The 12,159-nt window shown below is 41.3% G+C and carries 10 protein-coding genes; 7 read left to right on the top strand and 3 right to left on the bottom strand.

From position 1 onward, the window contains the following. On the top strand, positions 1-523 hold a 523-nt coding region (locus VK179_06300), incomplete at its 5' end, for a gliding motility-associated C-terminal domain-containing protein (GenBank protein HLO58333.1). Positions 524-813: 290 nt separating this feature from the next. Next, positions 814-1,845, top strand: coding sequence for a type IX secretion system membrane protein PorP/SprF (locus VK179_06295; GenBank protein ID HLO58332.1), 1,032 nt, complete (start codon positions 814-816; stop codon positions 1,843-1,845). A gap of 302 nt (positions 1,846-2,147) precedes the next feature. On the opposite strand, the gene VK179_06290 is transcribed toward VK179_06295, so the two are convergent. Next, positions 2,148-2,438 (bottom strand): DUF721 domain-containing protein, encoded by a 291-nt coding sequence (locus tag VK179_06290; GenBank protein ID HLO58331.1) that lies wholly within the window; start codon positions 2,436-2,438, stop codon positions 2,148-2,150. Between the two features lie 113 nt (positions 2,439-2,551). Continuing rightward, positions 2,552-3,682, bottom strand: a complete 1,131-nt coding sequence (locus tag VK179_06285) for a DNA replication/repair protein RecF (protein HLO58330.1) — start codon at positions 3,680-3,682, stop codon at positions 2,552-2,554. 79 nt (positions 3,683-3,761) lie between these two features. Between VK179_06285 and VK179_06280 the strand changes: the two genes are divergently transcribed. After that, positions 3,762-7,100, top strand: a complete 3,339-nt coding sequence (locus tag VK179_06280) for a two-component regulator propeller domain-containing protein (protein HLO58329.1) — start codon at positions 3,762-3,764, stop codon at positions 7,098-7,100. 4 nt (positions 7,101-7,104) lie between these two features. Here the strand turns inward: VK179_06280 and VK179_06275 are convergent, their stop codons facing one another. Then, positions 7,105-7,989, bottom strand: coding sequence for a polyphosphate kinase 2 family protein (locus tag VK179_06275; GenBank protein ID HLO58328.1), 885 nt, complete (start codon positions 7,987-7,989; stop codon positions 7,105-7,107). Positions 7,990-8,256: 267 nt separating this feature from the next. Here VK179_06275 and gyrB point away from each other — a divergent pair, with 267 nt between their 5' ends. Genes gyrB through VK179_06255 form a run of 4 tightly spaced genes read left to right on the top strand, consistent with a single transcriptional unit; the run spans position 8,257 to position 12,155 of the window. After that, positions 8,257-10,242 carry a DNA topoisomerase (ATP-hydrolyzing) subunit B gene (gyrB, locus tag VK179_06270; protein HLO58327.1) on the top strand — a complete coding sequence of 662 codons (1,986 nt, stop codon included), beginning with the start codon at positions 8,257-8,259 and terminating at the stop codon, positions 10,240-10,242. Positions 10,243-10,302: 60 nt separating this feature from the next. After that, positions 10,303-10,707: a hypothetical protein gene (locus VK179_06265; protein HLO58326.1), complete on the top strand. Its 405-nt coding sequence runs from the start codon at positions 10,303-10,305 to the stop codon at positions 10,705-10,707. A 4-nt stretch (positions 10,708-10,711) separates the two neighbouring features. Continuing rightward, positions 10,712-11,479 carry a polyphosphate polymerase domain-containing protein gene (locus VK179_06260; GenBank protein HLO58325.1) on the top strand — a complete coding sequence of 256 codons (768 nt, stop codon included), beginning with the start codon at positions 10,712-10,714 and terminating at the stop codon, positions 11,477-11,479. Continuing rightward, entirely contained in the window at positions 11,460-12,155 is a 696-nt protein-coding gene (locus tag VK179_06255) for a DUF4956 domain-containing protein (protein HLO58324.1), read from the top strand. The genes VK179_06260 and VK179_06255 overlap by 20 nt, the downstream gene beginning before the upstream one ends. The last annotated feature ends 4 nt before the right edge of the window (positions 12,156-12,159 follow it).

The raw sequence follows: 12,159 nt of genomic DNA, 5'->3' as shown, positions 1-12,159 counted from the left end.
CCCCCTGCCCGATGTTTATATTGGCAAGGACACCACACTTTGCGGAACTGAATCCATGACCCTTGATCCGGGTGTATTTAACGAATACCAGTGGTCAACAGGAGATATAAGCAATACTATAACCGTTGACGGCAGAAGAATAGAGCCCGAAATGGTTTGGGTAAAAGTAAAGGATGCCAATGGCTGTCGCGGAGGCGATACTCTCATGCTCCAGGTTTGCGATGCGGCTCTCCTGTTCCGCAATATGCCCAATACCATCACACCCGGTGAAGACGGTGGCAGTGATGATAATAAAAACGATGAATGGATAATTCCCAATATTGAACTTTTTCCTGACGCTGTCATTGAGATCTATGACCGCTGGGGAAGACTTGTTTTCAGAACAGATGACATTGCCAATAATCCCTGGAAGGGCCAGGATATGAGAGGAAAGAATTTACCCATGGATGCGTATTTCTTTGTGCTCGATATTAAAGTTAAACATGTGAAACCGCTTACCGGTTATATCAACGTTATCCGGTAGTTTTCCAACATGCAATTGATATCTGTCCGGATATCGATTCAAAAGTTATGGCAAATTTCCACCGTTATTATCCCAATTCCACTTTTGTTTAAATAGTTTTTAAGGTTTCAAAGTTTGTCCTAAAAAACTGTGAATTTGTCAAATATGAAAAAAATGGACCTTGGTTCCAATAGTCTGATTATGAATTGCTTAAATATATTGATCTAAATCAATAGGCTGATTGATCTCAAACAATGCTAACTTTGACGCGTGTTAAGAGTATAAGAAAGAAAAGAAAATAAGACAGATAAATGAATCGCCGAGTTTTTCATATCGTTTACACCGCTATTATCCTGACCCTGTTATCCCAGTCCCTTTTTTCACAACAATTACCTGTTTACAGTCAGTATATGATGAATGGATTTTTAGTGAATCCGTCCGTTGCAGGACATGAAGGATATACTGCTATAAATTTAACGGCCCGTGAACAATGGGCAGGTTTTAAAGACGCTCCCAGCACCTATGCCGTGAGCTACCAGACAAGGCTTCTTAAAAACAGCTATATTTCAAGATCTGCTTCCATCCGCCGGAGAAAAAGAGTTATGTCAAGAAGCGGCAGGGTTGGTTACGGAGCATATGCATTTACTGACAGGTCAGGAGCATTCAATCGCACCGGCATCCAGGGAACGTATTCCTACCATATACCTTTCGACAGATCACAGCTTTCATTCGGAGTTTCACTCACCGGTTACCAGTTCAGGATCGATGATGATAAAATGAAACTTTTACAGGAAGATGATCCTAAGTTATTTAACACTGAAAAATCAGCCTTTATTCCCGATGCGAATTTTGGCGTATATTATACAGATCAGCACATTTACGCCGGAATTTCAGCTATGCAGCTTTTCCAAACGCCGCTAAAACTCGGCGCTGATGCCGAAGGACCTGGTTTTAAAATGATCCGTCACTATTTTGTCACTGCCGGGTACAGGTTTGAACTGAGCCGTGATTTGCTGATGGAGCCGTCGTTCCTTTTTAAAACAACAGAGAAGTTTATTTCTCAGGTTGATGTGAACGTTAAATTGTACATGAAAGAAAATTACTGGGCAGGAATTTCATACCGCACAGGTGGCAGTTACAGCATCGTTGAGGAAACATTTAAAGGAAAAGGTTCTTCTGCAATCATTATGGCAGGTGTGCGTGTTGATAAATATTACTTCGGATACGCTTTCGACTACACCTTTAACGCAATCGGTGCCCGTACACTCGGATCACATGAGATAATGGGCGCAGTGAAATTCGGGGACAACGCAAGAAGGTATCGGTGGTTGAATCGCTATTAGGCTTTAGGCAATTAGGCTTTAGGTTGCTGTTGGCCAAACTTCTTAAATCTTAAATCAGTGTTCGGTGTTCGGTGTTCATCCCTGGGACCTATGCGACCTATGAGACCTATGAGACCTATAGGACCGGAGACATCCAGTAACCAGCCTGCCGGCCGGCAGGCAGGCATCCAAAATCCAATTACCAGTTACCAGTCACCAGTCACCAGTCACCAGTCACTATACCAGTCACCAGTCACCAGTCACCAGTCACTAGTCACCAGTCACTATTCGGTAATCGTAAATCGTTAAATCGTAAATTTATTTTATCTAATAACAATACTCTCAATTATCTTCTCCCCTGCCTGCTCATTCAGGCGTTCGATAATCCGGTGCCGCATCATCAGTAATTCACTTTTCAAAACCGACGAGGTTACTGTTATATAAAGGGTATTTCCCTTGATATAGATTTTTTCAGTTCTTACTGCCACTGTTTTCCCCATCATGGTCTCCCACTGGCTGACAAGGTTCACTTCTTTGAGCTTCCTGTCAATCCTAAGCTCCCTCAGGCAATCACTGATTACATCCCCGATTTTCTGTGTCTGGCTCTTACGCATGAAGAAGTTTGTTAGTCTGTTAGTAATTAAGTAATAAGATATTAAGGCCTAAGAGATTTCATAAAAACTTTTCCTTATACCGGTTACTAATCCCTGATCCCTGATATCCAGCATCACCCTACTCTTCCGTCATTCACCCTGAAAAGCTTGAATTCGGTGTGCATCTCTTCCAGAATGGAACGCATCTTTTCTTCATCGGTGTGTGAAATAAATATCTGGCCGAAATGATCATCCGATACAAGCCTTATAATCTGTCTTACCCTTTGCTCATCAAACTTATCAAATACATCATCAAGCAAAAGAATTGGTCTGATCTGGCTCATTTCTTTAATGAAATCAAACTGGGCCAGCTTCAGGGTAACCAGAAAAGTTTTCTGCTGTCCCTGTGAACCTGTTTTTTTTAGAGGATAGCCGTTTAGCTTAAGTATCAAATCATCTTTATGAATCCCCTGGGTGGTATATTGCATGATTCTGTCTTTCTCCCTTGAATGTTTAAGCAAATCCAGGATACTCTGATCCATGAGCTGCGACTGGTACTGGAGATCCACCTCCTCGTGATCCGCTGCGATTTTCCGGTAATACTTCCTGAAAACCGGTATCATTTTTTCGGAAAACAGCATACGGCTCCGGAATATCCGGCCTGCAGGCACTTCCATCTGGGCATCGTAAACTTCCATAAGATCCTGGTTTCCCCTTTGATTCCAGGTGTCCTTAAGCAGTTTATTACGTTGTGCAAGAACACGGTTGTATTGCAGTACATCTTCGAGATAAGTCCTGTCATACTGAGAGATCACATTGTTCAGGAATCGTCTTCTTTCTTCACTTCCTTCCATTATAAGTGATGAATCCTGCGGCGAAATCATGACAACCGGAAAGGAACCTATATGGTGCGCCAGCTTTTCGTATTCTTTCTTATTGCACTTGAATACCTTGTTTTTATTATGATGTATGCTGCAAAAAATCTCATTTGGCTTTTCATTTCCGGGGAATATCCCCTGGATCACGGAAAATTCCTCATCATGCTTTATGTTTTGAGAATCGACAGGATTAAAATAACTTTTGCATAAACACAAATAATGGATCGCATCAAGCAGATTCGTTTTTCCGACGCCATTATTACCGACAAAGCAATTTATCCGGGGCGAAAAAGAAAGCTCCGCCTGGGCGAAATTCTTAAAATTTACTATGGAAATACTATCGAGAAACATAGTGTAAAACTGAACAAAGTTAATAATTCGCATCATATGATCGAGATACCCTGGTTGGTGATAAATGTTTTTATTTTATATTTATACTGTTCTACCTGTGACTGATTCTGTAACTATGAACCTGAAGAATTTTACACTCTCTACCGGGATTCTTATCCTGCTGTCGTATTGCTTTCCTGTTTCCGGACAACAGGATAATATTAAATTCTCGAATATTTCAATTAAGGACGGGCTTTCACAAAGCTCACCCAATTGTATCTTTCAGGATTCCAAAGGCATTATGTGGATAGGTACGGACGATGGCCTGAATAAATATGACGGGTATACCTTTACTGTATTCAAACCATTGCCCGGAGATCCTTTTAGCATTTCGAACTCAAGAATTCTTTGCATAGCCGAGGATTCAACAGGTAACCTGTGGATAGGCACCAACGGGGGCGGATTGAATAAGTATGACCGCAAAAAGGACAGGTTTTACACTATTAACGTTAATGTAAAAAACACTGAAGAATCGGTTAACATTGTCAATTGCATTATGCCTTATGACAAAAAATATCTTTGGGCAGGTACAGGAAGCGGGTTGTATATGGTTGATTATGTAACAGGTGATTATACGCTGGTTTCAAAGAAATTTGAAAAACTCTCCTCCCTCGATAAAATGACCGTTCATTCGGTGATCAGGGATCAAAAAACGGTCTGGATAGGAACAAATGAGGGTTTACTGAGCTTTGAACCCGAAAACAACGATATCAGGGCGTATGCAATGAATGAGCCGGTAACATGCCTGCTTGTTGACAAACAAAATAATGTAGTGATCGGCACTCAAAACGGACTTTCATTATTACGTAAGGAAACCGGCACTATAGAAAAGCCCTCCCTGAAAAACAGCAATAATACGTCCGATCTGACTGTTAAAGCTCTTCTTGAAGACAATGCCGGGAATTTATGGGTTGCAACGTTCGGTAGCGGGCTGTTTATCGGATCGGCGGAATCAGGAACTTTCGTTAATTATATTTATGATCACCTCAATCCTTACAGCATAAAGAATAACGAAGTATTATCCCTTTTCATGGATTATGCAGGCCTTGTTTGGGCAGGCTCAAACGGGATTGACATTTACAGTCCGAAAAAAGACAAGTTTGTTTTATATGATTATGTGCCCTATTCGAATGAAAAACTGATTTTCAGGAATGTTCATCCTATATATGTGGATGACCAGGGGGTTTTATGGGTGGGATCAAAATCGGATGGTCTTCATATTCTTGACCGGACGAACAAAAGATATACTCACTGGATCCATCACACCGGTGTCACCAACGGATTATCGAGCAACAGGGTTAGAGCCATAAAGGAGTTCCCGAGAGGCACCCTGTGGATCGGCACAGATGATGCCGGTATCAATAAAGTAATACTCGATCAGAACAGAAGGCCTGTCAGCTTCACTCATTTCCGGTATGAGGAAGGAAATCCTGCTTCGGTAACCAGTGACCGTATTTACACATTTTATACAGGCACCGATGGAAAACTATGGGTTGGCACCGATAAGGGTTTATCCATTATGGATATTCAGACCGGCAAGTGCAGGCAATATCTGCCCGATACTTCAAATAAGACCAGTATAAGCAATACCACAGTCTACGGAATTTATGAAGATTCAAAAGGAAACGTCTGGCTCGCCACGGACCTGGGGGCAAACCGATATGACCCTTCAACAGATGGCTTCATCCACTATCTTCATGATGACGCCAATAAAAATTCATTGATCCATAATGAAATACTCTGTTTCCATGAAGATTCCAAAGGCTGTCTATGGATTGGCACCTATGGCAAGGGCGTAGACAAGTATAATCCGGCAGACGGCAGTTTTACCCATTTCACTGATATACCCGAACTGGAAACGGCCGTTGTATACGGGATACTGGATGATGCTGAGGGGAATTTGTGGATGAGCACAAATAACGGCCTCCTTAAATTCAATGAGAAAAACCGGTCAGTTAAACAGTTTACTATCGAAGACGGACTCCAGAGCAACGAGTTCAACGGAACCTCGTTCTATGAAAGCAACCAGGGTGAAATGTTTTTCGGTGGACAGTTTGGATTCAACAGTTTTTTTCCTAAGGATGTAAAACTGGATACTGTTGCCCCGAAAATAATACTTGCTGATATACAAATCCGCAATGTATCGGTTATTCCGGGTGATCATTCTCCTGTTAAGGATCATATCAATGTGGCTGATGAAATTAATCTGAACCATAAACAAAACAATTTCACGCTGTATTTTTCAGCGCTGCATTTTGAAAATCCATTCAGAAACCGTTATAAATACATGCTTGAAGGATTCGACAAAGAATGGATTGATGCCGGCAACCGGCGGTTTGTATCCTATACCAATCTCCCTTATAAAACGTACAGGTTTAAAGTTATCGCATCAAACAGCGATGGCACATGGAATGAAAAAGGCATATCTGTAAAAATCAGGGTCAGACCGCCATTCTGGGCAACTTTATGGTTCAGAATACTGGCCGTATTATTGCTCGCGGGACTTGTATTTTTCATTATCAGGCGCCGGATAACACAAGAGGAGCGACAAAAGCGCTCAATTGAAGAGAAATTCCAGGCAAGTTCGAAGGAACTTGAAGCGGCCAGGGAACAACTTGAACAGCAGCATTCAGAAATTATAATTCAGAAAAGAGAGCTTATAGTCAGGCAAAAAGACCAGGAAAACCTGCTCTGGTTCAACCAGGGTCTTGGAATATTTTCTGATCTGATCAGCAAAAACCGAGAAGACCTTAACGAATTATGCCGGTTGTTTATTGAAAAACTGACCGATTATGTCGAGGCTCAACAGGGAGGAGTATTCCTTATAAATGAAGATGATGAAACGAACTCATGCCTTGAACTGGTTGCCGGGTACTGCCTGTCAGGTGAACGATCAAAACAACAGTTTAAAATAGGGGAAGGGTATGTAGGATGTTGCTTCAAGGACAGAAAATTTGTTGAAATCGACAATGTAAGCGATAAGTATTCCACTGTGAATTCAGGTCTAGGAAGCATGCCGGTTAAGCATTTGATCCTTGGCCCCCTGGTTGTTAACAATGAATGCATTGGCGTTATTGAGCTTGGTTCCTTCAAGAAAATCAAGGGTTATCGCATCACATTTATTGAAAAGCTGCTTGAGACTTTTTCATCAACCATTCTTACAGAACAATCGAATAAAAGGCTGAAACGGCTGATTGAGCAGTCAACACAGCAAGCCCGTGATTTAGCCGAAAACGAGGAACGGATCAGAAAAAGCATGGAAGAACTCATGGCTGCCCATGAAGAGTCATCAAGGCGTGAAGATGAACTTGTAAAACTGGCTGAAGAATCTGCCACAAACGAAGAAATGCTCAACCAGGAAATTGAACAGCTAAGAATTAAAATAGCTGATCTTACAGGTAAAAAAGAAAGCTGATATCCTAACGGCTTGTTTCAGATGTGAGTATCTGTCTTGCTTTCTCTATTTCTTCAACCTGCTGCCGGCTTAATTCAGGATACGTTAATTGCAGGTTTCTGAATCGTTCCAGTATAACTTCAGCAACAGCAAGCCGCATATACCATTTTTTATCGGCCGGTATTATATACCAGGGAGCATGCTTTGTGGATGTTTCCTTTATCATGGTTTCATAGGCATCCTGGTAATCATCCCAATATTTTCTTTCTTCAAGGTCGCCAAGTGAAAATTTCCAGTTTTTTTCAGGTTTATCAATTCTTTTCAGAAAGCGGTCAGCTTGCTCCTCTTTAGATACATTAAGGAAGAATTTAATAATCTCTGTACCGTTTCTGACCGCGTGATGTTCAAAATTATTGATGCTTTCATAACGGCCTTCCCACAGATTTTTATTGTCTTTGCCTGCCTTTTCAATTCCCGGCAGACCCTGGTTCAGGAGGATCCCAGGATGAACCTTAACAACAAGAACTTCTTCATAATATGACCGGTTGAAAATGCCGATACGTCCTCTCTCAGGCAGACAGCGCGTTGTACGCCACAGGAAATCATGATCAAGTTCTTCAACTGAAGGCTGTTTGAAACTGTACACCTGGCATCCCTGTGGGTTAATTCCCGACATAACATGTTTGATTGTACTGTCCTTCCCTGCTGCATCCATCGCCTGGAAAATTATCAGAACCGCATAACTGTTCCTGGCATATAACTTATCCTGTAAATCCTGCATTTCATCAATGTAGGCCTTCATCCGGTCTTTGGCGTCATTCTTACTTTCCACACCATGAGTATGGTCGGTTGCAAAATCTTTAAGCGACTTAAATTTCCCCGGTTCTGCAATAAAATGTGAAAGGTCCATGTTTCTTATTTATTAGGTTTGCCTTTGTTAAAATTAGAAAAAGTTTTTAGTAATATCTGAAAAATATCCGAAGGCAAAAAGTACACACATGGAGTACCATAAATGAAACAAAACCAGTGTTGATTCTTTGTTGATAATAACGTTTCACCGGAATGCCCAAAAACATTATCCTACGCGGATTTTTTGTATCTTTACGGGCTTTATTTCCGAAAGTAAAAATGCCTTTCGGCAAATGTTTTTAATTACATATTGATCAGAGGTTTAATTATGAGTAATTCTGGATTCGAGGAGAAGATTTCAAAAAACGATACTGTTAATGAATATTCAGCCGAAAGTATACAAGTTCTTGAAGGTTTAGAGGCTGTCCGGAAACGTCCGGCAATGTATATCGGTGATATCAGTGTTAAAGGACTTCACCACCTGGTTTATGAGGTGGTTGACAATTCAATTGACGAAGCGCTTGCAGGTTATTGCAAAAATATTGATGTAACAATCAACGAGGATGGTTCCATCACTGTAAATGACGATGGCCGCGGTATTCCTGTGGGAATGATGGAAAAGGAAAAACGTTCGGCACTTGAAGTTGTACTGACTGTTTTGCATGCCGGGGGAAAATTCAATAAAGATTCCTATAAAGTTTCTGGCGGGCTTCACGGCGTGGGCGTTTCCTGCGTTAATGCATTATCAGTTCACCTGAAGGCCGTTGTGTATATAAATGGTAAGATTTACCAGCAGGAATTCGAACGGGGTAAACCGCTGTATCCGGTTAAAGAAACCGGAACCTGTGAGCGCACAGGGACTGAAATTACATTCAAGCCTGACGCCGACATTTTCAACACGGTTGAATATAATTTTGAAATACTTTCTACACGCCTGCGTGAACTTGCTTTTCTTAACAAAGGAATCAGGCTTGAAATAACCGACCGCCGTGAAATGGAAGAGAACGGAGGTGGAACCAGCCATTTTCGCAAGGAAACATTCTATTCTGAAAAAGGGCTGGCAGAATTCGTTACCCTTCTTGATGAGAACAGAGAAAAACTTACCGATATCATCCATATTGAGAACAGTAAGGCTGAGGTGCCTGTTGAGGTAGCCATGCAGTACAATACATCCTTTTCGGAGAATGTGTTTTCATATGTAAATAATATAAATACGATAGAAGGGGGAACACACCTCGCAGGTTTCAGAAGAGGACTTACCCGCACCCTGAAAGCCTATGCTGAAAAATCAGGCATGATTTCAAAGCTGAAATTTGATATCAGCGGTGATGATTTCAGGGAAGGACTAACCGCTGTAATCTCCATAAAGGTTGCTGAACCGCAGTTTGAGGGTCAGACAAAAACCAAGCTCGGCAACTCAGATGTGATGGGATTTGTTGACACGGCTATTTCAGCTGCGCTTGCCAATTATCTTGAGGAAAATCCGAAAGATGCCCGGACCATTGTCCAGAAGGTCATTCTGGCTGCCCAGGCACGACATGCAGCCCGTAAGGCCCGCGAACTTGTGCAACGGAAAGGTGTGCTTTCAGGATCAGGATTGCCTGGAAAACTGGCTGACTGTTCTGAAAGAGATCCGGGTATGTGTGAAATCTACTTTGTTGAGGGTGATTCAGCAGGTGGAACGGCAAAACAGGGCAGAGACAGGCATTTCCAGGCTATTTTGCCTCTCCGGGGTAAAATCCTGAATGTCGAAAAAGCAATGCCTCATAAAATTTTTGAAAACGAGGAAATCAGGAATATCTATACTGCGCTTGGTGTTACGGTGGGTACGGAAGATGACAGCAAAGCGTTAAATCTTGACAGACTGAGATATCATAAGGTAATCATCATGACGGATGCCGACGTTGACGGTTCCCACATTACAACGCTCATGATGACTTTCTTCTACCGCCATATGGAGGATCTTATCAAGAATGGCCATTTATACATTGCTACTCCCCCGTTGTACCTCATTAAAAAAGGTAAAACCGAGAGATATTGCTGGACAGAGGAAGAGAGAAGATCTATTGTCGAAGAACTCGGCAAGGGAAAAGACGGAAGTGTCCATGTTCAGCGTTATAAAGGTCTCGGAGAAATGAATTCCGAACAACTTTGGGAAACCACTATGAATCCTGAAAAACGTACTCTCCGGTTGGTGACAATTGAAAGTGCTGCTGAAGCGGATCGTGTTTTCTCAATGCTCATGGGTGATGATGTTCCTCCCCGTCGCGAATTCATTGAGAAGCATGCCAAATACGCACGCATCGACGCTTAATATTTATGAAACCAGTACGGTTTCATACACGTTTAAGGTACTATAACTGAAATTAATTCTATGAGCAGAAAATTACTGTACTCATTCTTTGTGCTTTTTACACTTTTCGTGTTCATTTCCTGTGAAAAAGAGGAAGGTCAGGGTGGAACATCATCCATTACCGGAAAAGTGCTTGTAAAGAAGTATAATTCGAATTTCACCACTCTCATTGAACAATACTATGCCACTGACGAAGACGTTTTCATCGTTTATGGTGACGATGACGTTTACGGAGATAAAACAACTACAAATTATAACGGTGCATACCGGTTTGATTACCTCAGGGAAGGTGATTACACTATTTATGCCTACTCTCAGGATTCGGCCTATTATCCTACCCAGCATAAAATTGCTGTCATGCAGAAGGTAACGATCACCGGCCGGAACAAAGATGTTAGACTTCCGGATATCATTATTTTAAAATAGCATAGTGGAGGATAATCTGTTTGACACGGTTACCGATTTAGTCAGGGAATTTAAGCCGGTATCGCTGTCCGAAATGGACCAGGTTAAACTCATGGACCGTATCGACAGTAAATTCGTCCTTCCTTTCTGCACTTTGCCTGCTATCCTGCAATGCCTTTCTTCAGGTTATTATGTCCTTACAATTAAAGAAATGAAGGCCTTTAATTACCAGACGGATTATTTTGACACACCCGGCCTGAATATGTATTTTGACCACCATAACGGCAGGCCAAACCGTTATAAGGTACGGCAGCGCGAATACGTTGAATCAGCTATAAAATTCATTGAAGTAAAGTTCAAGAATAATAAAGGTCGGGTTAAAAAAGAACGAATTCAGATTCATACCAACGATCAGGATTTCGGAAGTTTTGTGAAAAATGCAACTCCATACCATCCCGATGACCTGAGTATAATTCTTACCAACCGGTTTAATCGTTTTACTCTTGTGGATTATAATTTCAGCGAAAGGGTAACAGTTGACTTTAACCTTGTATTTAATGACAATACCAATAAAGTAAGGCTCACTGACCTTGTTATTATTGAAGTGAAGCAAAGTAAAGCCAGTCGCCAAAGTTTGATTTTTAAAGCATTGCGGCAATACGGCCTGCATCCTGAATCATTCAGCAAATACTGCCTTGGAGTTTCATTATTAAACAGGACCCCGAAAATCAACAATTTCAAGCATACCGTAAACCTCATTAATAAATTAAGTCATGTTGAATTATCTGCTTAAAATAGAGGATTTCACTTTTTTGGGACTGGATATCATTCATATCAGCAACCTTACCGAATTGATGCTTCGGTTTGGATTGAATATGATCATGGTGCTTCTTATAGTCAGGGTATTGTATTATCCTGTCACGCGCAGAAAGGACTATTTGTTCGCTTTTATATTGATCAGCATATTAATCTTCCTTCTTTGCACCCTGCTTGAGAATGTAAAATTGCAGCTCGGATTTGCTTTCGGCCTTTTTGCCATTTTTGGTATTCTCAGGTACAGAACTTTCTCCATTCCCATCAAGGAGATGACGTACCTGTTTATATTAATCGGAATTTCGGTAATCAATGCCCTTTCCAATAAGAAGATCAGCTGGGCTGAATTACTGTTTACCAACCTGGTTCTGGCTTTTATAATTTACGGTTTGGAGAAACTCTGGCTTTTGAAGCACGAATCATCCAAGCAGATTACTTATGAAAAAATCGATCTCATTCATGCCTCTAAAAAACAAGAACTGATAAAGGACCTTGAAGAGCGTACAGGCCTGAAAATAAACCGTATAGACATTGGTAAAATCGATTTCCTCAGAGATACAGCTAGGATCATAATTTACTATTATGAAACCGGGAACAGGATAAATGCTGCCGATGAAAGCGACAATGCCTATGCCGGCGGAGATGATGATGATTAGTGAT

The organism is Bacteroidales bacterium, assembly GCA_035299085.1.
Taxonomy (GTDB): Bacteria; Bacteroidota; Bacteroidia; order Bacteroidales; family UBA10428; genus UBA5072.
This window is presented reverse-complemented; position numbering and strand designations above follow the sequence as displayed.

Excerpts from the sequence above, each read along its gene's own strand:
- VK179_06295 (HLO58332.1), top strand. The coding sequence starts at position 814 with ATGAATCGCCGAGTTTTTCATATCGTTTACACCGCTATTATCCTGACC.
- VK179_06290 (HLO58331.1), bottom strand. The coding sequence starts at position 2,438 with ATGCGTAAGAGCCAGACACAGAAAATCGGGGATGTAATCAGTGATTGC.
- VK179_06285 (HLO58330.1), bottom strand. The coding sequence starts at position 3,682 with ATGATGCGAATTATTAACTTTGTTCAGTTTTACACTATGTTTCTCGAT.
- VK179_06280 (HLO58329.1), top strand. The coding sequence starts at position 3,762 with ATGAACCTGAAGAATTTTACACTCTCTACCGGGATTCTTATCCTGCTG.
- VK179_06275 (HLO58328.1), bottom strand. The coding sequence starts at position 7,989 with ATGGACCTTTCACATTTTATTGCAGAACCGGGGAAATTTAAGTCGCTT.
- gyrB (HLO58327.1), top strand. The coding sequence starts at position 8,257 with ATGAGTAATTCTGGATTCGAGGAGAAGATTTCAAAAAACGATACTGTT.
- VK179_06265 (HLO58326.1), top strand. The coding sequence starts at position 10,303 with ATGAGCAGAAAATTACTGTACTCATTCTTTGTGCTTTTTACACTTTTC.
- VK179_06255 (HLO58324.1), top strand. The coding sequence starts at position 11,460 with ATGTTGAATTATCTGCTTAAAATAGAGGATTTCACTTTTTTGGGACTG.